This window comes from Agromyces capsici (assembly GCF_058349965.1).
The window spans coordinates 2081625-2103688 of the sequence record NZ_JBYRET010000001.1 but is presented as its reverse complement, the minus strand read 5'-3'; the positions used below and the strand labels follow the sequence as shown (position 1 = coordinate 2103688).

Here is a 22064-nt window from a genome sequence, read left to right as displayed (position 1 = left end):
CCCTCGACACATCGGCATCCGGAAGGCAGGATGCCCGATGTGGGGAACCTGCGCGCCCGGTACCGGCGGATCCTGCGGTTCGCCGCGCGGTACATCATCCAGACGTGGTGGTTCGAACTCGTGCTGCCGCGCTTCGGCCTCGCCGGGGTCGCGGCGCGCGGGCGCACCGCGCGGCTGACCCGCATCGCACAGCGCTTCCACGACCTCGCGGTCGACCTCGGCGGGCTCATGATCAAGGTCGGCCAGTACATGTCGTCACGACTCGACGTGCTGCCGCCCGAGATCACGCGCGAACTCGCCGGCCTGCAGGACGAGGTGCCGCCGGTGCCGTTCGACCAGATCCGCCGCCTCGCGGAGGCCGAGCTGGGACTGCCGCTCGAGCGCGCGTACGCGGAGTTCGACCCGACGCCGCTCGCCGCGGCATCCCTCGGCCAGGCCCACCGCGCCCGGCTCGCAGCCCTCGACGCCGCCGACATGGGCTACGACGAGGCCGTCGTCAAGGTGCAGCGGCCGGGCATCGACAAGATCGTCGACGTCGACCTGGCGGCATTGCGACGCGTCGCCGGATGGCTCAGCCGCGTGCAGTTCGTCGCGAAGCGCGTCGACCTGCCCGCGCTCGTCGAGGAGTTCGCCACCACGAGCCTCGAAGAGATCGACTACCTGCACGAGGCCGGCAACGCCGAGCGATTCGCCGCGAGCTTCGCCGACGACCCGCGCGTCGCCGCACCCGAGGTCGTCTGGGAGCGCAGCACCCGCCGCGTGCTCACCCTCGCCGACGTCACGGCGATCAAGGTCAACGACCGTTCCGCGCTGCTGGCCGCCGGCATCGACCCGAAGGACGTCGCGCAGCAGTTCGCGGCCGTCATGTTCGACCAACTCTTCCGCGACGGGTACTTCCACGCCGACCCGCACCCGGGCAACATCTTCGTGACGCCGGTCGCGGCTCGTACGCCGTCGTCCTCGCGTTCAGGAACGCCGGATGCCGCCGCATCCTCCCCCGCGTACCAGCTGACCTTCATCGACTTCGGCATGATGGGCGAGGTGCCCGACGGCCTCCGCCGCGGCCTGCAGCAACTGCTGCTCGCGGTCGCCGCGCGCGACGGCAAGCGGATGGTCGACGCCATCCGCGGGGTCGGCTTCCTGCTGCCGACGGCCGACACGGCCGAGCTCGAACGCGCGATGTCCGAGCTGTTCGCGCGCTTCGGCGGCATGGGCTTCGCCGAGCTGCAACAGGTCGACGAGCGCGAACTGCGCCGATTCGCGATCGAGTTCGGCGAGGTCGTGCGCACCCTGCCGTTCCAACTGCCCGAGAACTTCCTCCTCATCATCCGGTCGATGTCGCTGACCTCCGGCCTGTGCAGCTCGCTCGACCCCGAGTTCAACATCTGGGACGCCGTCGAGCCCTACGCCGCCCAGCTGCTGCGCGCCGAGCGTGGCGGCATCGTGCAGGCGGTCGGCCGCGAGGCGGTGTCGGTGGTCGGCACCGCGTGGCGGTTGCCGGGGCGGCTCGACGCGGTCGCGGACCGGATCGAGGCGGGGCGGCTGGTCGCGCAGTCGCCGCGAATCGAGCAGCGGATGGCACGCCTCGAGCGCGCGGCCCAGCGCATCGTGTCGGCGGTGCTGTTCGTGGGTCTCTTCGTCGGCGGCATCCTGCTGCGGGTCGACGAGCCGGCGTGGGGCGTGACGCTGATGGTCGTGTCGGTGGTGCCACTGCTGCACGCGGTGTTCGCGGGGCTGTTCGGGCGGCGCGGGCCGGGGTGATCCGGGCTCCCTGGCGCGCCTGCACCCGGTTCCGCCACCGAGGGCAACCGCGCATTGACGCACCGCCGGCTCGGGCGTAGACCTGAGGCATCCGAAAGGAGGTGCGCCATGGCGAAGGATCTCCTGGTGAACCTCGACGACATGCCGGGCGAAGGCGCGCGAGTCGGCGAAGCCCTCGGCCGAGCGGGCGTCAACATCGAGGGCCTCTGCGCCGTATCCAGCGGAGGGAGGAGCGCTGTCCACATCCTGGTCGATGACGCTGCCGGCGCGAGGACCGCACTCGAGGGTGCAGGCATGACGGTCGATGCCGAGACCGACGTACTCGTCTCCCCCGCCCTGTCCGAACCCGACCTGGACACGCCGGGCCGGTTCGGCGCGATGGCACGGGCGCTCGCCGACGCCGGCATCAACATCTCCCTCGTCTATGTGGCCTCGAGGAACCGCGTCGTCCTCGCCACGAGCGACAACCAACGAGCCACGCAGCTGCTCCAATCGATGATGTGAGCTGACCGGCGCGCAGGCTGCGGGAATGGGCGACGTCCCGTGGCCCGTCCGCCGTGGACGCGACTGCCGGCCCGCGGGCAGCTCAGCCGTCGGCGGCCCGCCGGTAGCGGTCGGCGTAGACGCGGAGCAGGTCGCGCAGCTCCGAGGGCGACTCGACCATGAAGTCCATGCCGAGCATGCCGATGTACGCGGCGATCGTGTCGAGGCTGTCGGCGCCCGCGAGCAGCATGGACTCATCCGCCGAGATCTCCTCGACGATGCCGACGGCGGGGTGGATGCGGTCCAGCACCGCGGATGCCGATGCGGCGACGCGCACGCGGGCGTGCACGTTCCATCCGCTCACCGCGACCTGGCGCATCGTGAACGCGGTGTAGTCGCCGCCGGGCACGAGCCGCGGTTCGAACCGCCGCCGCGTCGGCATGCGCGGGCGCACGCGGTCGGCGCGGAACACGTCCCACTCCCCTGACTCCGGATCGCGTGCGACGAGGTACCAGCGCCGCAGCCACGCGAGCAGCCGATAGGGCTCGACGAGCCGCGGCACCTCGTCGTAGTCGAAGCGCAGCCATTCGACCGAGCGGATGGCGGTGGCGATCGCCCGCAGCACCTCGGGGTCGACCTCGGGGTCGGGGGCATCCGTGTCGTTGTTCTCGGGGGCACGGTCGATGACGGTCGCAACGGCCTCGACCGTCGGCCGCAGGCGCGGCGGCAGCACCTGTTCGAGCTTCGCGAGCGCGCGCCGGCTGGACTCGCCGACGCCCGCGACGCCGGTCGCCGCGCGCAGACCGATGGCGACGGCGACCGCCTCCTCGTCGTCGAGGAGCAGCGGCGGGAGTCGCCCGCCCGCGCCGAGCCGGTACCCGCCGATCGACCCGCGCCTCGCCTCGACGGGATAGTCGAGGGCGCGCAGGCGTTCGACGTCGTTCCGGATGGTGCGGGTCGTGACGCCGAGCCGCTCGGCGAGCTCGGGACCCGACCACGTCGGGCGCGACTGCAGCAGGCCGAGGAGGGCGAGCAGGCGGCCCGCGGTGTCCGTCACGAGTGCCTCCGACGAGTTCGGTTCATCAGGAACGATCCTTTCCGCTCTCGACCGTACCGTCGGAGACATGAACACCACCACCGCATCGCAGACCGACATCCGCCCCTTCACCGTCGCCGTGCCGCAGGCCGACCTCGACGACCTGGCCGACCGCCTCGCCCGCACCCGCCTGCCCCAGGCGGCGCCCGCCGACGACTGGACCACCGGCACCCCGAACCACTACCTGCGCGACGCCGTCGAGCAGTGGGCATCCTTCGACTGGCGCGCCGTCGAGGCGCGTATCAACGCCCTGCCGAACTTCATCACCGAGATCGACGGACAGCCGATCCACTTCATCCACGTCGTCTCCCCGCATCCCGGGGCGACCCCGCTCCTGCTGGCCCACACCTACCCCGGGTCGTCCGCCGACTACCTCGACCTCGTCGACCGACTCGTCGACCCGGTCGCGCACGGCGGCCGCGCCGAGGACGCGTTCACCCTCGTGATCCCGGATGCCCCGGGCTTCGGCTTCTCGAACCCGGTGCGCGAATCGGGTTGGACCACCCGACGCGTCGCCCGCGCGTACGACACCCTCATGCGCCGCCTCGGCTACGAGCGGTACGGCGTGCACGGCTCCGACAACGGCGCGATGGTCGCGCGGGAGCTCGGCCTGCTCGAGCCCGAGGGCTTCCTGGGCCTGCACGTGCTGCAGCTCTTCTCGTTCCCCTCGGGCGACCCGAGCGAGTTCGAGCGGCTCGAGCCGGCCGACTACGCCGGCCTCGAGCACATGCAGTGGTTCCAGAAGGTCGGCGGATACAACACCATGAACGCGTCGCGCCCGCAGACGATCGCGGCCGCGCTCAGCGACTCGCCCGTCGGACTGCTGGCCTACAGCGAGCTGTTCGAGTCGTTCGGCAACGGCACGTCGAAGGTGCCGCTCGACGCCATCCTCACTGCCGTGAGCATCGCCTGGTTCACCAACTCGGCGGCGGGCATGAGCCGGGCGTACTACGAGAACGCGCAGGACGAGCCCGAGCCGGCCGTCAACCACGCGCCGACGGGCGTCGCCGTGTTCGCCGACGACTTCCAGACCATCCGGGTCTTCGCCGAGCGCGACAACGACGCGATCGTGCACTGGAGCCGGTTCCCCGAGGGCGGGCACTTCGCCGTCCTCGAGGTGCCCGACGTGCTGGCGGGCGACATCGCGGCGTTCTTCGCGTCGCGGCGCTGAGGCATCCGCCAACCGCGCCTGCCTCACCCGAGGACGCGCCCGCCCGGTCGATCCGGGCGGGCGCCGCTGCGTCGCGCACCATCGAGCGCGCTACAACTCCTCCGCGATCCGCTTGATGTCGGCCAGGCGGCGGTCCCACTGGGCGCCGATGGCGTCGAGCCGACGGGCGGTCTCGCTGAGCGACGACCCGACCACCCGGTAGCGCACCTCGCGGCCGACGCGTACCGGTTCGACGAGACCGACCTCGGCCAGCACGGCGAGGTGCTTCGCGATCGCCTGACGGGTCACGGGCAGGCGCCCGGCGAGGGCCGACGCCGAGGCGTCGCCCTCGCCGAGCGCGGCCAGGATGCTCCACCGCGTCTCGTCGCCGAGCGCCGCGAACACGGGAACCAGGGCTGCGGTCACGAGCCGCCCTCGAGGAGCGCGACGAGCTTGTCGAGTTCGCCGTTCCATCCACCACGGTGGTCCTCGAGGTGCGCGGCCGGGTCGGCGAGATGCTCGAACCCCGTCTCGACGACGGTGAGCCAGGTGCCATCCGGTACCGGCTCGAGCGTCATCGTGAAGACGGTCGAGTGCTCGGGCGCGAGCTCGGCGGCGCGGTCCGCCGGGGCGTCGCCGCTGGCCCAGCGGTACGACACCGAGCGTTGCGGGTCGATCGCCTCGACGCGGATCGGGACGACGTGGTCGCCCGGGAAGGTCAGCGTCCCGCGCGCGCCGGCGCCGGCGCCGTCGAACACGGCCTGCCCGAACCACTGCGAGATGTGCGCGGGGTCGGTGACGGCGGCCCATACCTTCTCGACGGGGGCGTCGATGTGCACGCTGCGGCGCACGGTGAACTCGCGCTCGTCGATCACGGCGGCGGGGTTGTCGGTCATGCGGTCCATGTTGGTTCCTTTCGTCAGGTGGTGCAATAGCGAGGTTGCAGGAGGTGGTTCAGTCGACGAGCGCGCCCGCCGTGAGGTTCGAGATCACGCCCGTCATCGATCCGGCGCGGTCGGATGCCGCGAACGCGAGATACTCGGCGACGTCATCGAGGGTCGGCAGCCGGCCGAGCAGCGTCATGCCGACGAGGCCGTCCATCCACTCGTCGAAGTCGATGCCGGAGTCAGCGGCGATCCGCCCGAACATCTCGCGCGTGTACGACGTCTCGAGCGCGTCGCGCATCGCGTGCGGCCGCACGCACACCACCCGCACGCCGGCCGGCCCGAGCTCTCCGGCGAGGGCCCGCGAGAACCCCTCCAGCCCGGCACTCTGCGCCGCGTTGCCGATGAGCCCGCGGCCCGTCAGTCGCGCGCCCGGCGTCGAGACCGTGAGGATCACGCCGCTGCCCTGCGCGATCATCGGCCGTGAGACCGCCTTCGCCGTCACGAAGTTCGTCTGCAGGTAGCCCGTGACGGGGTGCAGGTAGTCGGCGAGCGACGTGTCGCCGATCGCGAGGCCCTGCACGTGGTCGAAACCCACGGCGTTCAGGGCGATGTCGACGCGCCCCGCGGCATCCGTCACCGCGTCGACATGCCGGTCGACGGCGACCTGGTCCATCGCGTCGACCACGTCGACCTCGACGGTGCCCCCGAACGAGCGAGCAGCGGATGCCGCGGACTCGAGCCGTGGCAGGCTGCGCCCCGCGAGGAACACCCTCGCTCCCTCTCGGGCGAAGGCCCGCGCCGCGGCGGCGCCGATCGATCCCCCGCCGCCGTGGATCACGGCGACCTTGTCCTCGAGCAACATGACGGTTCCCTTCTTCCGGTCCTGCGGTTCTGTCCTTCGGTCATCGAGTGGCGACGGATGCCGCGACGCCGGGTTGCAGCGCGCTGGTCGCCCAGGCCGCGGCGATCGCCGCGATCCCGATGGCGGATGCCACGACCACGGCGAGGTGCACCCCGCCGATGCCGATCGCCGCGCCGCCGGCGGAGGCGCCGAGCGCGATGCCGAGGTTCACCGCCGACGCGGGAAGCGCCGAGGCGAGCGGCGCACCGGGGCCGGCGAGCGCGACCACGCGGTGCTGGATCGACGGGCCCGTGGCCATGCCGAAGAGCCCCACCCCGAACACGGCGATGGCCACGAGCCACGGCTGGGCTCCCACGATGAGCAGCGCGAGGAGCGAGATGGTCACGCCGATCGCGCCCACGATGAGCATGCGAGGCGCGTTCGCGTCGGCGAAGCGTCCGCCGGCGAACGAGCCGATCGCCGTCGCGGCGCCGTAGACGAGGAGGAATGCCGACACGGCCGGGCCCGCGACATCCGTCACCTCGCCGAGGAACGGCACCAGGTACGTGATCGCCGTCAGCATCGCCGCGAACGTCAGGATGCTCACCGCCAGGACCGCGAGCACGCGAGGCGCGAAGGCGTGCCGCGCCTGCCCGAGCGCGCCGACGTCGCGCGGCGTCGATACGGAGGGGAGGACGGCGCCCGCGAGGATCCGCACCACGATGCCGACCACGACCACGGCGACGAAGGCGCCGCGCCATCCGATCGCTTGCCCGAGCAGCGTGCCCAGCGGGACGCCGAGCGCGCTCGACAACGCGAAGCCGGAGATGATGACGGCCATCGCGCGGCCGGCGCGATCGGCCGGGACCACCGAGGTGGCGGTGGTCATCGCGGCGGCGATGAACAGTCCCTGCACCGCGCCGATCGCGACCCGCGCGACGAGGAAGACCGGGTAGTCGGCGCCGAGCAGCGCCGGCAGCACGTTGGCGATGACGAACGCCGTCGTCGCGGCGAGCAGCACCCGGCGCCGGTCGAATCGCGTCGTCAGGAACGTGAGCAGTGGGCCACCGATCGCCAAACCCATCGCGTTCGCGGTGACCAGCGCGCCCGCGGCGGGCACGGAGACGGCCAGGTCGTCGGCGATCAGGTCGATCATGCCGACCACGAGCATCTCGGCGCAGCCCATCAGGATTGCGCCGGCGAACAGCACGGCGAGCACGGTGCGCGCGGTGGCGGTGGCGGTCCGGGTCGGAATGCGGGTCGTGTTCGGGGTCATGTGGCGTCCTCTCTCATGCAACTCGATGGTTGCATTAAATGGGATGACGCGCAACCCCTGAGTTGCAGTCAGCCGCGCCTACGCGCCTCCGCGCCCCACCGCGCTCTCCCGCACCGCATCGAGCACCGCCTGCAGCGCGGGCGAGTCCGCCTGGCTGCGGCGGTGCACGGCCGCGATGTCGCGCGTCGACGCGGGGCGCACGGTCGGGATCGCCACGAGCTCAGGGTGCAGCGGCGGCCGGCCGAGGCGCGGCACGAGCGCGACCCCGAGGCCGGCGCGCACGAGCTCGAGGTGGTTCTCGAACTCCATCGACTCGTGCACGATGCGCGGCGCGTTCGCGACGCCGTCGAACAGGCGGCGCAGCCACTGCCGGCAGATGGTCGAGTCGAAGGTCGCGATCCAGCGCTCGTCGGCGAGATCGGCGGGAGTCAGCTCGGTGCGGTCGGCGAGCGGGTGCTCGCGTCGGAGGATCACGTCCGCGACATCCGTGAACAGGGGCGTCTCGACGAGGTGCTCGGGCATCGCGAGCGCCACGCCGCCCCAGCGGTGCACGATGCCGAGGTCGCGCTGGCCGGATGCCACGAGGGCGACGGTCTCCCACGGCTCGCTCTCGCGCAGCGGCACCCGCAGCTCCGGGTGCTCGCGCTGCAGGCCCGCGAGCACGCCGGTGAGCAGGCCGCGCACGGCGGTCGAGAACGCGCCGACGCGCACCTCGCCCGTGATGCGGCGGGGTGCCGTGGCATCCGCACCCGGGGTGATGCCCGTGAGCTGCAGGTCGGCCTCGATGCGCTCGAGGTCGGCGAGCACGCTCGCGGATGACGTGACGAGGTGGCGCCCGGCATCCGTCAGCACGACGCCGCGCCCGGCGCGCTCGAGCAGGGACACGCGCGTGCCGCGCTCGAGGCGCTTGATCTGCTGCGACACCGCCGAGGGCGTGAACCCGAGCGCGTCGGCCGCCGCCGCGACGCTGCCGTTCGTGGCCACCGCACGCAGCGCGACCACGGCTTCGAGATCAATCATGCAGCAATGCTACCGATTCGCGCGAAGAAATGATCGCTGGTGTTTCCGGATGGCACGCGCTGGAGTGGGAGCATGACGAGACGCGACATGCTGCTGGCCGCCGCCGTGGCGACGATGTGGGGCTTCAACTTCGTCGTGATCGACTGGGGCATGGATGGCATCCCGCCGCTGTTCTTCGTCGCCGTGCGGTTCGCCGTCGTCGCCCTCGCGGTGGTCGTCGTGCCGCGCCCGCTCGCGAGCTGGCGGACCGTCGTGGGCGTCGGAATCTTCATGAGCCTCGGGCAGTTCGCGCTGCTCTACACCTCGATCGCGCTCGGGCTGCAGCCCGGCATCGCGGCGCTGCTGCTGCAGGCGCAGGTCGTGCTGACGATCGTGGTCGCCGCGCTCGCGCTGCGCGAGCGGCCTTCGCGCCTGCAGGTGGCGGGGGTCGGTCTCGGGACCGTCGGGCTCGGCGTGGTGGCGCTGGGGCGCGGCGGCGACGCACCCGCGCTCGCGGTCGTGCTGTGCCTGCTCGCCGCGCTGTCCTGGGCGGTCGGGAACGTCGTGGCGCGCCGGGCCGGGCCGGTCGCGCCCGCGCGCCGCTTCGGCGCGCTCTCGCTCACGGTGTGGTCGTCGCTGGTCGTGCCGCTGCCGGCGCTCGGCCTGTCGGCGCTCATCGAGGGGCCCGACGCGATCGGGGCCGGCATCGAGGCGTTCGGGTGGCGGCCTGCGCTGTCGACGCTCTACACGGCGGGCCTCTGCACGCTCGTCGGCTACGCGATCTTCAACGGGCTGCTCGCCCGCAACCGCTCGGCGTCGGTCGTGCCGTGGGTGCTGCTCGCGCCCGTCGTGGCCATGGCATCCGCTGCCCTGCTGCTCGGCCAGGTGCCGAACGTGTGGGAGACCGTCGGCGGGGCGGTGCTCGTGGCCGGGGTGTTCGTTGCGAACGCGCCGGGGCGGCGCCGACGCGGCGAGACCGTCGCGGTCGTCGACGTGGGCGGCGCGCTGGCGCGCTAGTTTGGTGCAATGGACCCCGGTGAGGTCGGAATCGAGATCACCCCGATCCTGGCGGCCGGCTCGCTCGAACCGGAGCTCGCCGCCCGGCTCGACGCGGTTCTGCGCCGCACCTGCCACATCGCCCGCGCGCTGACCGGTGCCGAATTGGCGGCCGCCAAGCTCTGGATCGGCGACGACAGGTCGCAGGCACGCAAGTACTTCAGCATGAGTGAGAAGTACGCAGCGTTCCGTGACTTCCGAGTCGACCCGAAGGGCGACGGCCTGCACGGGATGAGGATCCCACCCGGCGAGGTCATCCGCCTGAGCGACGCCGAGGTGGTGTCGCATCCGCTCTACCGGGGCTTCGGTGCGTTCGCCGACGCCCACCCGCCGATGCGCGGATGGCTGGCCACGAGTGTCTGCAGCGACGACGGTCGAAAGCACGGCATGCTGCAACTGAGCGACAAGAGCGGTGGGCGCGACTTCGACGAATCCGACGAGGCGAACATCCGCGAACTCGCTGCGCTCATCGGCGAAACGCTCGACGCCCTTCGACTGGCCGCCCAGCGGTCGACCTAACGCTCGCGGCGTCGGCGAGGCGTTGACGCGTCCAGTGCGCGGGCGAAGACCTGAGACATCCGAGAAGGAGGTGCCGCCATGGCGAAGAATCTCAAGGTCACCCTCACGGACCGGCCAGGCGAAGGGGCTCGACTCGGCGAGGCGCTCGGGAACGCGGGGGTCAACATCGAGGGCCTCTGCGCGACGATGGACGGCGGGACGGCCAACGTCCATGTCCTCGTCGAGGATGTCGCGGGAGCACGAGCCGCGCTCGAGGGCGCGGGGATCGCGGTCCAGGCAGAGACCGACGTGATCGTCAGTCCGGCGCTCCCCGAGCCCGACCTCGACACACCGGGGAGGTTCGGTGAGATGGCGCGCGCGATCGCCGACGCCGGGATCAACATCAGCCTCGTCTACGTGGCCTCCAGGAACCGCGTCGTCCTCGCGACGAGCGACAACCAGCGGGCCACGCAGCTGTTGCAGTCGATGATGTAGCGCCCCGCTGCCCGTCGACGACTCTCGCGAGCGTCGCGGGTCAACCCTTCGACGCGACAGACCTCGAGGTGCACAATGGGCCGATGGCCGAGGTACTGCTCTTCCATCACGCACTGGGGTTGACCGAGGGGGTTGATGCCTTCGCGGATGAGCTGCGCCAGGCGGACCACACGGTCCACACGCCCGACCTGTTCGACGGGCGCACCTTCGACTCGATCGAGGCGGGCGTCGGATACGCCGGCGAGGTCGGTTGGGGCGAGATCATGGCCCGCGGCGAACGCGCGGCCGCGTCGCTGCCGAACGCACTCGTCTACGTGGGGATGTCGCTCGGCGTCGTCCCCGCGCAGATGCTCGCGCAGACCCGCGCCGGCGCGAGGGGCGCCGTGCTCCTCTACTCCTGCGTGCCCGTCTCGGAGTTCGGGACGTGGCCGGATGGCGTCGCGGTCCAGATCCACGGAATGGATGCCGATCCGATCTTCGTCGGCGAGGGCGACGTCGACGCCGCCCGCGAGCTCGTCGCGGCGGCGGACGACGCCGAACTCTTCCTCTACCCCGGCGACCGGCACTACTTCGCCGACTCGACCCTGCCGAGCTACGACCACGGCGCCGCGACGCTCCTCACGCGACGCGTGCTCGACCTCCTCGCCCGAGTGAGCTGACACGTCATGACCATCCAGCGCCTGGACAACGTCGCCATCGTCGTCGACGACCTCGACGCGGCGATCGCGTTCTTCGCCGAGCTCGGCATGGAACTCGAAGGGCGCGCGCACATCGAGGGCGCCTTCGCCGACCAGACCGTCGGGCTCGACGGCATCCGCAGCGAGATCGCGATGATGCGCACGCCCGACGGCCACGGCCGACTCGAGCTGACGAAGTACCTGCACCCCGAGGCATCCGCCCCCACGCCCCCGGCGCTGCCGCCCAACACGCTGGGCCTGCACCGCGTGATGTTCGCCGTCGACGACCTCGACGACACCCTCGCCCGGCTGCGCCCGCACGGTGCCGAGCTGCTGCGCGAGGTCGCGAACTACGAGGACGTCTACCGGCTCTGCTACCTGCGCGGGCCGGCGGGGATCATCGTCGCGCTGGCCGAACAGATCGGCTGAGCAGGGGGCGGAGCAGGTCGGGCGCGCACCTCACCGCCGCCGCACGCGCCGGGGCACCCGCACCCCCGGTAACCTTCGGGCATGGAAACCCTCCGCGGCATCGTCCTGCTCATCCACCTCGTCGGCTTCGCCGTGTTGTTCGGCGCGTGGGTCGTCGAACTGGTCAACGGCAAGCGGGGCATCACGCGCGTCATGAATTGGGGCCTCGCGATCGCGGCGGTCGCGGGGCTCGCACTCGCGGCGCCGTGGGGCATCGAGTACGACCTGAACTACGCCAAGATCGCCACGAAGCTCGTGATCCTGATCGTCATCGGCGCGCTCCTCGGCATCGGCGCCGGCCGCCAGCGCAAGAGCGGCTCGGTGCCGCCGGCGATCTTCTGGGGGATCGGCATCCTGACCCTCGTCAACGCGGGAATCGCGGTGCTCTGGCGCTGAGCCGTCGAAGTCGCCTGCGGGCGGATGGCTCGCCCCACCGTGTCATCCGTCTCGCAGCGCCTCCGCGATCGCCGCGCCGAGCACTCGCGCACCCTCCTCGGACGGGTGCAGTCCGTCGAGCGACATGCCCGGGCGGAACCGGCCGTCGTCGGTTCGCAGGCCCGCGGAGGCGTCGACGAACCGCCATCCGCGGGTGTCCGCCAGCTGCTCGAGCCGCTCGTTGAGCTCCACCGCGCCCGAGGGGAGAGCGTCCATCGGCGGGACGGAAGCGACGACGACCTCCTCGATGCCGACCGTCTCGACGATCCGGTCGAGGTTCGCGGAGGTCTCGGCGAACGGCACGCCGAACGCGACGTCGTTCGTGCCCGCGAGCAGCACGAGCGTGCCGGCGTCGACAGGCGCCACCGCATCCGCCATGCGGGCCGTGGTGGCACCCCACTCCGCCCAGCCGCCGGCGAACCCGAACCCGGCCTCGCGCACGTACGTCGCCCAGGACGACGGCCCGAGGTCGCCGGCGGCGAAGTCGGGGCTGTCCGCGTCGGTGATCGAGTCGCCGACGGCGGCGAAGGCGGTTCCGTTCGCGGTCGAATCGGATGGCGCGGGCGCCTCCGCCGCAGAGCGGGGCGCGCCCGGCGCGCCCGGCGCCGAGGCCGGCGCGCAGCCGAGCAGCACGACGCACGCCGTCGCGACGAGCGCGAGCCCGGCGACCCGGACTCCCGAGCGAAGCGTCGCTACCGCGCCATCCATTCGCCTCGACGCTCCTACGCCCAGCCGAGCTCTCGGAGCCGAGCGTCGTCGAGCCCGAAGTAGTGGCCGATCTCGTGCACGAGCGTGACCCGGACCCGCGCCCGCAGCGCGTCGAGATCGGCGCTGTGCTCCTGCAGGTTGTTCTTGTAGAGCGTGATCCGGTCGGGCAGCTCCCCGAAGCCGTACACCCCTCGCTTGGTCAGCGGATGCCCGCGGTACTGCCCGAACAGCCGCGGCCGCTCCCCCACCGGCTGGTTCTCGACGACGATCGCGATGTTCTCGAGCCCGCGGACCATGTCGTCGGGGAGGGCGTCGAACTCCTCGACGACCATCCGCTCGAAGTCGTCGTCGCTGATCTCGACCATGTGCCCATTGTGCGCGCTCGCCGGCGCCGACGCGCTCGGGGGCGCGGGCGCCCGCGCGCGCAGGGGCGCGGGCGCTCCCGCCCGCGCCCCCGCTACCGCACGCTTTCGAGGAAGTTCCGCGTGCGCTGGCGCTGCGGCGTGTCGATCACCGCCGCGGCCGTGCCCGACTCGACGACCACGCCGCCGTCCATGAACACGACCTGGTCGGCGACGCCGCGCGCGAAGCCGATCTCGTGCGTCACCACGATCATGGTCATGCCGTCATCGGCGAGCTCGCGCATGACGTCGAGCACGTCGCCGACCAGTTCGGGGTCGAGGGCCGAGGTCGGCTCGTCGAAGAGCATCAGCTTCGGGCTCATCGCGAGCGCGCGGGCGATCGCGACGCGCTGCTGCTGGCCGCCGGAGAGCTGCGACGGGTAGTGGCCCGCGAAGTCGGCGAGGCCGACGCGATCGAGCAGTTCGCGGGCACGCGCCTTGGCCTTCGCGCTCGGCATCTTGGCGATGCCCACCGGGGCCTCGGTGATGTTCTCGAGCGCGGTCATGTGCGGGAACAGGTTGAACCGCTGGAACACCATGCCGATGCCGCGCCGTTGGCGGGCGATCTGGCGCGGGCTCATCTCATGCGTCGCGTGGCCGGCCTGGCGATAGCCGATGAGCTCGCCGTCGACGATGATGCGTCCGCCATCGATCGTCTCGAGGTGGTTGATGCACCGCAGGAGGGTCGACTTGCCCGACCCGGACGGCCCGAGCAGCACGGTCACCGTGCCCTCGGGCACCTCGAGCGAGATGTCGCGGAGCACCTGGTGGGCGCCGAAGCTCTTGCGCACGCGGCGGATCTCGACGAGCGGCCGGGTCGCGGCGGCGCCGGCGGCAGGGCCGCCCGGCGCGGTGGCGATGGTGGTCATACGACTCGGACCTCCTTGGTCACGGGCGCCGGAGCCGGCCCCGGTCGACGGGAATCGATCGCGCGGCGGAGCCGCTGCAGCGGGGTGGGCGGAAGGGAGCGGCTCGAACCGCGCCCGAACCGGCGCTCGAGGTAGTACTGCGGGATGGAGAGGATGCTCGTGAGGATCAGGTACCAGAGGCTCGCGACGATGAGCAGCTCGACCTGCTTGAGGTTCTGCGACGAGATGACCGTCGCCGCGGTGTAGAGCTCGAGCACCGCGATGACCGAGAGCAGCGACGTGTTCTTCAGCATCGAGATGGTCTCGTTGCCCATCGGCGGGATGATCACGCGCATGGCCTGCGGCAGCAGCACGCGACGGAACGTGTACAGCGGCGACATCCCGAGCGACGCAGCCGCCTCGCGCTGGCCTTCGTCGACCGAGAGCATGCCGGCGCGCACGATCTCGGACGAGTACGCCGCCTGGTTGAGGGTCAGCGCGAGCAGGCCCGCGGTGAACGCGCTGATCAGCGCGTTCGTGTCGGCCTGCCAGAAGGCGATGTCGGTGAACGGGATGCCGACGGTGATGCTCTCGTACAGGAGGCCGAGGTAGCCCCAGAGCACGATCTGCACGAGCAGCGGCGTGCCGCGGAACACCCAGACGTAGAACCAGGCGACCGCGACGAGCACCGGGTTCGACGAGAGCCGCATCCCGGCGACCACGATCGCGAGCAGCGTCGACACGACCATCGCGATGAGCGTGATCAGCAGCGTCAGGCCGACGCCGTCGATGATGCGCGGGTCGAACAGGAACGAGCCGATGGCCTCGAAGTCGATGTTCGGGTTCGTGAGGACGGATGCCGCGAACGAGGCGGCGAGCACGAGCACCGCCGCTCCGCCGATCCAGCGCCACGGCCGGCGCAGCGGGATCGCGACGATGTCGTCGTCGGTCGCGTCGAGCGCGGGCGGAGGGACCGAAGCCGGCGCCGCCGACGGACGGAGGGCCGTCACGACTCGGCCCCCTGGTTCACCTCGGCCGACTCGACCGCGTAGGCGCCGATGTTGTTGCGCTCGAGCACCTCCTGGTAGGCGCCCTCGTCGATGAGGGCCTGGAGCGCCTGCCGGATCGCCTCGGTGAGCTCCGCGTCACCCTTCAGGATGCCGATGCCGCTGTAGACGGGCGAGAAGCCGGCCGGGTTCTCGGGGTCGCGCACGACGTCGAACGCCTCGCCGTCGTCCGTGGTCGCGGCCGCGTACTCGGCCACGACGGCATCGGCGACGTACGCGTCGCTCTTGCCGGCCCGCAGTGCGGTCTGCGCGTCGAGGTCGGAGGGCAGCTCGGTCACCTGCACCGGGCTCGACCCGCAGTCCATGGCCCGCAGCAGGTCGCCCTGCACGGTCGCCTTCTGCACCGAGACGGTCTTGCCGCAGAGGTCGGACTGGGTGGTGATGTCCGCCTCGTTGCCGGCATTCACGAGGATGGCGAACCCACCGTGCGTGTAGTCGACGAAGTTCAGCGTCTCCTGCCGCTCCGGGGTGTCGTTCATGCCGCTCATGATGAGGTCGTTCTTGCCGGCCTGCAGCGACGGGATCACCGAGTCGAACGCCTGCTTGTTGATCGAGACGTCGATGTCGAGCTTCTGGCCGATGAGCCGGCCGAGCTCGGGGTCGAAGCCGATCTCGCGGTTCGTGTCGTCGTACATCGCCATGGGCGGGAAGGGGATGTCGACGGCGATGTCGAGGCGCCCCTTCTCGACGATCGCGTCGGGCAGCAGCGCCGCCAGCTCGGGGTCGGCGGTCGTCGAGACCTCGTCGCCCATCGGAACGTCGGCGCCGCCGCCGGCCGTGCCGGTGCCGGCGGTCCCGGCCGAGGCCGTGAGTCCGGAGCATCCGGTGAGTGCGAGTGCCGCGACGACGGCGGTCGCGCCGAGCGCGGGGATGAAGCGGGTGATCATGAGTGACTCCTTCGTCAGTCGAGGTGAGCGGGGTGATCGAGGTGATCGAGGTGATCGGGCTGAGCGGATGTCGCGCTCAGACCAGCGCGCCGGCCAGGGCGGGCGCGTGGGTGGCGAGCAGGTCGTCGTAGGTCTCGCGTCGCGTGACGAGGCGGGCCGCGCCATCCGCCACGAAGACGATCGCGGGCTTGAGCGCGCCGTTGTAGTTGTTCGACATCGTGTAGGCGTACGCGCCCGTCGCGGCCATCACGACGAGGTCGCCCACGCGGGCGGGCGGCATGGGTGCGCCGTCGACGAGCAGGTCGCCCGACTCGCACTGGCGGCCGACGAGCTGCACCGTCTCGGTCCACGGTTCGAGGAGCCGGTCGGCGAGCACCGCCTCGTAGCGCTGGTGCGTGAGCGCGATGTCCATCTGGTCGGCGAGGCCGCCGTCGACGGCGACGAAGGTGCGTCCGGTGCGCTTGACGGTCGTCGCGCGGTAGAGCGTTACGCCGGCGCGCGCGACGATCGAGCGGCCCGGCTCGATCAGCAGCCGAGCGCCGGCCGGGAGGTGCGCGCGAGCGGCGGCGACGATCGCGTCGAGGTACGCCTCGACGCTCGGCGACTGCTCGTCGTAGGTGTAGCGGATGCCGAGTCCGCCGCCGACGTCGTAGGTGCCGAAGGTGCCGACCGTCGAGATCTTGGCGACCGCCTCGGCGAACTGGGCGGTGTCGAGGATCTGCGATCCGATGTGCAGGTGCACGCCCTCGAATCGCATGAGCCGATGCGACTGCATCCGGCGGATGGCACGACCCGCCTGGTCCATCGGCAGGCCGAACTTCGAGTTCGCGCCGCCGGTCGCCTGCGAGGCGTGCGTCTTCGCGTCCACGCCGGGGATGACGCGCAGCAGGAGCTTCTGCGGGCGGTCGAGCAGCCGCTCGAGCCGGTCGAGCTCGTCGTCGTTGTCGACGATGATCGTGTCGACGCCGGCGTCGAGCGCCATCCGGAGCTCGGCATCGGTCTTCGCGTTGCCGTGGAAGTGCAGCCGCGCCGGGTCGACACCTGCGGCGAGTGCGAGCCGGAGTTCCCCGCCGCCGGCGATGTCCACCGACAGCCCCTCCTCCTGCGCGAGGCGGTACATGCCGACGGCGGGGAGCGACTTCGACGCGAAGAGCACCTCGGAGTCGGGCCAGCGCCCCCGCAGCCCGTCGATGAACCGGCGCACCTGGCGCCGCAGCCCGACCTCGTCGTAGACGTGCAGCGGGGTGCCGAACCGCTCGGCGAGCTCGGTGACGGCGACGCCGCCGATCTCGAGGACCCCGTCCGGGGTCGCGGTCGCCTCCTCCGGCAGGATGTGCCAGAGCTCGTCGAGGCGGGTCCCCTCAGGGGCCGGGCGGTTCGCGGTCATTCGTTCCTCCTCAGCGGCGTCATCGCCGTCGCGGTGGCCAGCTTAGGAAGATCGCGCTCGCCGATGGTTGGAGATCCGGGATAGCTTTGCGGCATGGATGAAGCGATTCCTCCAATGGCGACCACGGCGGCCCCGCCGCCGATCCCTCGGGTCACGCTCGCCGAGCTGGTCGACCAATTGGGCCCGAGCACGATCACGGTGATCGGCGCGGCGGGCGTTGGGGTGCCCGTGACGGGCACCGAGTTCCTCGACATCGCCGACGAGATCCCGGATGCGGCGGGCACGCTGCTGCTCGCCCCCTCGACCACGTCGCTCAGCACGGCCCGGCTCGCGGCCGTCGCGGCGAGCGCGGCGGAGGCCGGCGCGTCGGGCCTCGCGCTGAAGTGCAGCACCGATCGCGTCGCCGCGATGGCCGCGATCGCCGAGTCGACGGGGCTCACGATGCTCCGCGTCGCCGACCGGATCAGGTGGCGCCTCCTCGACGCGCAGCTCACGCACCTGCTCGGCGAGTCGGATGCGACCCTCTCGACGCCGCAGGACCGCGGCGCCGAACCGCTGTTCGCGGTGGCGAACGAGCTGGCCGAGCACTTCGGCGGGTCGGTCGCGATCGAGGACCTGAGCCGCAACATCCTCGCCTACTCGTCGGTGCCGGGGCAGCTCATCGACGAGTTGCGCACGCACGGCATCCTCGCGCGCCGGGTGCCGGCGTCGCCCTACAACGATGACCAGTACCGCACGGTGCTGCGGTCGGACCATCCGATCAAGTACCCGCGCCTCGGCGACGAGGAGCCGCGCGTCGCCTTCGCGATCCGCGCCGGTGCGCTGCCGCTCGGCACGATCTGGGCGATCGACGCGTCCGGCGACGGCCCGGTGACCGACGAGCAGGCCGAGCGGATGCGGCGTGCCAGCGCGCTCGCGGGCGCCCACCTGCTCGACGACCTGCGCACCCACGCGACGAACCAGCGCCCGCGCGAGGATCGCCTGCGCACGCTGCTCACGGGCATCGACCTGACGGGCACCGAGTTCGCCGAACTCGGGATCCCGGAGGAGCGCGGGGCGGCGCTGCTCGCGTTCCACGTGCCGAGCGCCGGGCCGACCGCGATCGCCCAGCTCCGCTCCACGGTGATCCGCCACCTGGTGCTGCACCGGCCCGACACGGTGGCGGTCGCGCACCGCGGTCGCGTGTACGCGCTCCTCGCCGCGGGCGGCGTCGACGAGGCGGTCCGGGCGGCCGAACCCCTGCTCCCCCTGCTCGACCGCCTGGTCGGCGACGGCACCCGGATCGCCGTCGCCGGGCCCGTGCACCGTTCAGGCGAGGTGGCCGCAGCTCGCGAACTCGCGGATCGACTCCTCGACGCGGCGGCGAGCGATCCCGACCCGGCGAGCGGAAGGATCGTCACGACCTCGACCGTTCGGCCGAGACTCGTGATCGAGCGCGTCGCCGAGCTGTTCGCGGCATCCGACGAACTGCGCGACCCGGCCCTCGACGAGCTGCGCGCACGCCCGGCCACCCGCCTGATCGCCGACACCCTGCTCGTCTGGCTCGAGTCGTTCGGCAACATCGCGCAGACCGCGGAGCGGCTCGGCGTGCACCAGAACACCGTCCGCCACCGGCTGCACCGCGCGAGCGCCGCGCACGGCATCCGCGTGGAGCGCGCCGACGAGCGGCTGGCCGCCTGGCTGCAGCTGCGGGCCGGCGCCGATGCGGAGCGGAATGGAGTGGGCCGGTGAGCTCGCCATGACGCGCGGAAGACGCCGCGCCCCGATCGCGTTGAACACGGCATGAGAGCGATCGCGTACTCGTCGACCGGCCCGTCGTCCGTCCTGCAGCTCGTCGAGCGCGACATCCCGGGGCCCGGGCCCGGGGAGGTGCGCGTGCGCATCGTCGTCTCGGGCGTGAACCCCACCGACTGGAAGGCGCGCGCCGGCGCGCGGGCGGGCCGGCCGACGCCGTTCGACGAGGTCGTGCCGAACCAGGATGGCGCGGGCGTCGTCGACGCCGTCGGCGACGACGTGACCGGCCTCAGGGTCGGCGACCGGGTGTGGGTGTTCCTCGCCGCGCACGAGCGCCCCATGGGCACCGCGCAGGAGTTCACGGTGGTGCCCGCCGGCCGCGTCGTGCACCTGCCCGACGGCGCGGGCTTCGACCTCGGCGCCTCCCTCGGCGTCCCCGCGATGACCGCGCACCGTGCCCTCACCATCCACGAGGACGGGCCGACCCGCCTCGCCCCGGCAGCGCTCGCCGGCCGCACCGTGCTCGTCGCCGGCGGCGCCGGCGCGGTCGGGCACGCCGCCATCCAGCTCGCCCGCTGGGCGGGCGCCCGGGTGATCACCACCGTCAGCTCACCCGGGAAGGCCGCCCTGGCCACGGCGGCGGGCGCCCACCACGTCGTGGACTACCGGACGGATGACGCGGCCGCCGTCATCCGTGCGATCGCCCCCGACGGCGTCGACCAGGTCGTCGAGGTCTCCCCCGCCCGCAACGCCGCCCTCAACGCGCAGGTGCTCGCGAACCACGGATCGGTCGCGGTCTACGCGACCGACGGCGGCGCCGAGGTCACGCTCGACGTGCGCCACCACTTCGCGCTCAACGTGCGATACCAGTTCCTGCTGCTCTACACCGTCGGCGAGGCGGCGCTCGCGGCCGCCGCCGAGGACGTCACCCGCGCGGTCGAGGACGGCGCGCTCCCCGTCGGCGAGCAGGCGGGGCTGCCGCTCACGCGCTTCCCGGTCGAGCGCACCGCGGACGCGCATGACGCGGTCGAGGCCGGCACGGTCGGCAAGGTGCTCATCGACGTCGGTGCGGAGGGTGCGGGCCCGGCCGCCTGACCGTCACCGCGCGGCGGCGCCGAGCAACTCGTGCGCTCCGGTGAACGTCGCATCCAGCGCCGCCTCGAGGTCCGCGAGCAGGTCGCCGGCATCCTCGATCCCGACCGAGAGCCGCAGGTGCCCGTGGGTGCGGAACTCCTCCGGGTACGTCGCGACGCGCCCACCGTCGGTGCCGACGTGCACGATCAGCGAGTCGTCGTGACCGAGCGAGAACGCCGACGTGATGAGCCGCAGGTTCGACACGAAGCGGTTCTGCGCGTCGGGCCCGCCCTTGACCGCGAAGGCGATGGTGCCGCCGAAGCCGCGGCCGCCGAACTGCCGGCGGGCGAGCTCGTGCCCCGGATGCGAGGCCAGGCCCGGGTACGCGACGTACTCGACCCGCGGGTCGGCCTCGAGGAACTCGGCGAGCGCCGCCGCCGACGCGAACGACTGGCGGAGGCGCAGCGGCAGCGTGACCGACCCGCGCTGGATCTGCGCGGCGTTGAACGGCGAGATGATCCCGCCGACGTCGACCATCGCGTCGGCCTTGATGGGCTCGATGAGCTCGTGCCGACCGATCACGGCGCCGCCCATCGCGTCGCCGTGTCCGTTGATGTACTTGGTGAGCGAATGGACGATCAGGTCGGCACCGTCGTCGAGCGGTCGGTAGAACGGCGGCGGCGTGAACGTCGAGTCGACCATGACGATCGCCCCGTGCTCGTGGGCGATCTCGGCGATCGCGGCGATATCGGCGACCTTCGTCGTGGGGTTCGCGATCGCCTCGACGCAGACGAGCCTGGTCTCGGGTCGCATGGCCGCCCGCACCGCGTCGAGGTCGGTGATGTCGACGAACGTGGCGTCGATGCCGTAGCGGCCGGGAAGCAGCTCCGTCCAGAGTCGCCAGGTCGCCTCGTACGTGACATCGGAGACGAGCACGTGGTCGCCCAGGCGGACGTGCGTGAAGAACACGGCGTGCAGGGCCGCCACGCCGCTCGCGAGCGCGACCGCCGCCTCGGCGCCCTCGAGCGCGGCGAGCTTGGCCTCGAGCGCGGCCTGGTTCACGCCGGTGTTCCGCGTGTACAGGCCGGGCGCCGTCGCCGACCAGCTGATCGCGCTCGGATCGTCGGGCAGCTCGTACGAGTTCGCCATCACGATGGGAACCCGGAGGGCGCCGTGCCCGCCATCGGGCAGGTTGCCCGCGTGAACCGCCATGCTCAGGTCCGAGAGCGTGGTCGGCATCCGTCGGTCGGGTCGCGGCGTGCCCATGGCTCCTCCAAGTACGTGCATCATTGACATCCTCTATTGCTAGTATTGCACGCAATGGCAGCGGTGCCGAAGACCCGGATGAAAGGAGTCACCGTGATCGCATCCCGACTCGACGAGATCGACCGGCGGATCCTCGCCGAACTCGCCGACGACGCCCGGCTCCCCCTTGCCACCCTGGCCGTCCGCGTCCACCTCTCGCGCAATGCGGTGCGGCAGCGCATCGAGCGGATGGAGCGCGACGGGGTCATCGCCGGCTACACCGTCGTGCGGGGGCGCCCCCAGGGCGAGCCGCGCCAGGTCTCCGCGATCGTGTTCGTGTACCGCTCCGACCGCATGCGCGGCGGACAGGTGATCGCGGAGCTGACCGCGATCCCCGAGGTGGTGCGCTGCGATGTGCTCGCCGGGCAGTTCGACCTGCTGGTCACCCTCCAGGCGGAGTCGATGGACCGCGTCGGCGAGATCTGGGAGCGCATCGCCGCGATCCCCGGCGTGGCCGACACCGTGACCTCCGTCGCCCTCACCACGGTGATCGACCGCACGGCACCCTGAGCACGCCGCAGGACGCGACCC

The 22064-nt window shown here is 72.0% G+C and carries 25 protein-coding genes; 12 read left to right on the top strand and 13 right to left on the bottom strand.

Annotated features, from left to right (window positions below):
* Positions 1-30 precede the first annotated feature (30 nt).
* A complete protein-coding gene (locus AC3RKB_RS09930) occupies positions 31-1761 on the top strand; it encodes an ABC1 kinase family protein (protein ID WP_491435928.1) in 1731 nt (576 codons plus the stop codon).
* Between the two features lie 126 nt (positions 1762-1887).
* A complete protein-coding gene (locus tag AC3RKB_RS09925) occupies positions 1888-2265 on the top strand; it encodes a hypothetical protein (protein ID WP_491435926.1) in 378 nt (125 codons plus the stop codon).
* Between the two features lie 82 nt (positions 2266-2347).
* Here AC3RKB_RS09925 and AC3RKB_RS09920 read toward each other — a convergent pair whose 3' ends face one another.
* Entirely contained in the window at positions 2348-3301 is a 954-nt protein-coding gene (locus AC3RKB_RS09920; RefSeq protein ID WP_491435925.1) for a helix-turn-helix transcriptional regulator, read from the bottom strand.
* 67 nt (positions 3302-3368) lie between these two features.
* Here AC3RKB_RS09920 and AC3RKB_RS09915 point away from each other — a divergent pair, with 67 nt between their 5' ends.
* Positions 3369-4511, top strand: a complete 1143-nt coding sequence (locus AC3RKB_RS09915; protein WP_491435924.1) for an epoxide hydrolase family protein — start codon at positions 3369-3371, stop codon at positions 4509-4511.
* Positions 4512-4601: 90 nt separating this feature from the next.
* Here AC3RKB_RS09915 and AC3RKB_RS09910 read toward each other — a convergent pair whose 3' ends face one another.
* The 5 genes from AC3RKB_RS09910 to AC3RKB_RS09890 form a co-directional block, all read right to left on the bottom strand.
* Complete coding sequence (locus AC3RKB_RS09910; RefSeq protein WP_491435923.1) at positions 4602-4916, bottom strand: ArsR/SmtB family transcription factor; 315 nt, start codon at positions 4914-4916, stop codon at positions 4602-4604.
* Positions 4913-5395 carry an SRPBCC family protein gene (locus AC3RKB_RS09905; protein WP_491435921.1) on the bottom strand — a complete coding sequence of 161 codons (483 nt, stop codon included), beginning with the start codon at positions 5393-5395 and terminating at the stop codon, positions 4913-4915. The genes AC3RKB_RS09910 and AC3RKB_RS09905 overlap by 4 nt, the downstream gene beginning before the upstream one ends.
* Positions 5396-5444: 49 nt before the next feature.
* Positions 5445-6239 carry an SDR family NAD(P)-dependent oxidoreductase gene (locus tag AC3RKB_RS09900; RefSeq protein WP_491435919.1) on the bottom strand — a complete coding sequence of 265 codons (795 nt, stop codon included), beginning with the start codon at positions 6237-6239 and terminating at the stop codon, positions 5445-5447.
* 40 nt (positions 6240-6279) lie between these two features.
* The gene (locus AC3RKB_RS09895) at positions 6280-7494 is read right to left on the bottom strand and encodes an MFS transporter (protein WP_491435918.1); all 1215 of its coding nucleotides are present in this window, start codon (positions 7492-7494) and stop codon (positions 6280-6282) included.
* Positions 7495-7572: 78 nt separating this feature from the next.
* A complete protein-coding gene (locus AC3RKB_RS09890) occupies positions 7573-8514 on the bottom strand; it encodes a LysR family transcriptional regulator (RefSeq protein ID WP_491435917.1) in 942 nt (313 codons plus the stop codon).
* Positions 8515-8586: 72 nt separating this feature from the next.
* On the opposite strand from AC3RKB_RS09890, the gene AC3RKB_RS09885 reads away from it, so the two are divergent.
* From AC3RKB_RS09885 to AC3RKB_RS09860, 6 genes are all read left to right on the top strand, one after another.
* Positions 8587-9510 (top strand): EamA family transporter, encoded by a 924-nt coding sequence (locus tag AC3RKB_RS09885; protein ID WP_491435915.1) that lies wholly within the window; start codon positions 8587-8589, stop codon positions 9508-9510.
* Between the two features lie 9 nt (positions 9511-9519).
* Entirely contained in the window at positions 9520-10068 is a 549-nt protein-coding gene (locus tag AC3RKB_RS09880; RefSeq protein ID WP_491435914.1) for a GAF domain-containing protein, read from the top strand.
* A gap of 78 nt (positions 10069-10146) precedes the next feature.
* Positions 10147-10542 carry a hypothetical protein gene (locus tag AC3RKB_RS09875; RefSeq protein ID WP_491435913.1) on the top strand — a complete coding sequence of 132 codons (396 nt, stop codon included), beginning with the start codon at positions 10147-10149 and terminating at the stop codon, positions 10540-10542.
* Positions 10543-10625: 83 nt separating this feature from the next.
* Positions 10626-11201 (top strand): dienelactone hydrolase family protein, encoded by a 576-nt coding sequence (locus tag AC3RKB_RS09870; protein ID WP_491435912.1) that lies wholly within the window; start codon positions 10626-10628, stop codon positions 11199-11201.
* 6 nt (positions 11202-11207) lie between these two features.
* The gene (locus tag AC3RKB_RS09865; protein ID WP_491435911.1) at positions 11208-11648 is read left to right on the top strand and encodes a VOC family protein; all 441 of its coding nucleotides are present in this window, start codon (positions 11208-11210) and stop codon (positions 11646-11648) included.
* Between the two features lie 81 nt (positions 11649-11729).
* The gene (locus AC3RKB_RS09860; protein ID WP_491435910.1) at positions 11730-12083 is read left to right on the top strand and encodes a Fe-S protein; all 354 of its coding nucleotides are present in this window, start codon (positions 11730-11732) and stop codon (positions 12081-12083) included.
* Positions 12084-12125: 42 nt separating this feature from the next.
* On the opposite strand, the gene AC3RKB_RS09855 is transcribed toward AC3RKB_RS09860, so the two are convergent.
* From AC3RKB_RS09855 to lysA, 6 genes are all read right to left on the bottom strand, one after another.
* On the bottom strand, positions 12126-12830 hold the full coding sequence (locus tag AC3RKB_RS09855) for an SGNH/GDSL hydrolase family protein (protein WP_491435909.1): 705 nt from the start codon (positions 12828-12830) through the stop codon (positions 12126-12128).
* Positions 12831-12844: 14 nt separating this feature from the next.
* On the bottom strand, positions 12845-13195 hold the full coding sequence (locus tag AC3RKB_RS09850; protein WP_491435907.1) for a metallopeptidase family protein: 351 nt from the start codon (positions 13193-13195) through the stop codon (positions 12845-12847).
* Between the two features lie 92 nt (positions 13196-13287).
* Positions 13288-14100: an amino acid ABC transporter ATP-binding protein gene (locus tag AC3RKB_RS09845; protein ID WP_491435906.1), complete on the bottom strand. Its 813-nt coding sequence runs from the start codon at positions 14098-14100 to the stop codon at positions 13288-13290.
* Positions 14097-15089, bottom strand: coding sequence for an amino acid ABC transporter permease (locus tag AC3RKB_RS09840; protein ID WP_491435905.1), 993 nt, complete (start codon positions 15087-15089; stop codon positions 14097-14099). The genes AC3RKB_RS09845 and AC3RKB_RS09840 overlap by 4 nt, the downstream gene beginning before the upstream one ends.
* A complete protein-coding gene (locus tag AC3RKB_RS09835; RefSeq protein ID WP_491435904.1) occupies positions 15086-16033 on the bottom strand; it encodes an ABC transporter substrate-binding protein in 948 nt (315 codons plus the stop codon). The genes AC3RKB_RS09840 and AC3RKB_RS09835 overlap by 4 nt, the downstream gene beginning before the upstream one ends.
* Positions 16034-16109: 76 nt before the next feature.
* Positions 16110-17420: a diaminopimelate decarboxylase gene (gene lysA / locus AC3RKB_RS09830; RefSeq protein WP_491435903.1), complete on the bottom strand. Its 1311-nt coding sequence runs from the start codon at positions 17418-17420 to the stop codon at positions 16110-16112.
* A gap of 114 nt (positions 17421-17534) precedes the next feature.
* Here lysA and AC3RKB_RS09825 point away from each other — a divergent pair, with 114 nt between their 5' ends.
* Together AC3RKB_RS09825 and AC3RKB_RS09820 are read left to right on the top strand one after the other, a co-directional pair.
* Complete coding sequence (locus AC3RKB_RS09825; protein ID WP_491435902.1) at positions 17535-19151, top strand: PucR family transcriptional regulator; 1617 nt, start codon at positions 17535-17537, stop codon at positions 19149-19151.
* A 51-nt stretch (positions 19152-19202) separates the two neighbouring features.
* On the top strand, positions 19203-20249 hold the full coding sequence (locus tag AC3RKB_RS09820) for an NADPH:quinone reductase (protein ID WP_491435901.1): 1047 nt from the start codon (positions 19203-19205) through the stop codon (positions 20247-20249).
* 3 nt (positions 20250-20252) lie between these two features.
* Here AC3RKB_RS09820 and AC3RKB_RS09815 read toward each other — a convergent pair whose 3' ends face one another.
* A complete protein-coding gene (locus tag AC3RKB_RS09815; RefSeq protein WP_491435900.1) occupies positions 20253-21440 on the bottom strand; it encodes a trans-sulfuration enzyme family protein in 1188 nt (395 codons plus the stop codon).
* Between the two features lie 147 nt (positions 21441-21587).
* On the opposite strand from AC3RKB_RS09815, the gene AC3RKB_RS09810 reads away from it, so the two are divergent.
* The gene (locus tag AC3RKB_RS09810) at positions 21588-22043 is read left to right on the top strand and encodes an Lrp/AsnC family transcriptional regulator (RefSeq protein ID WP_491435899.1); all 456 of its coding nucleotides are present in this window, start codon (positions 21588-21590) and stop codon (positions 22041-22043) included.
* Positions 22044-22064: the final 21 nt, after the last annotated feature.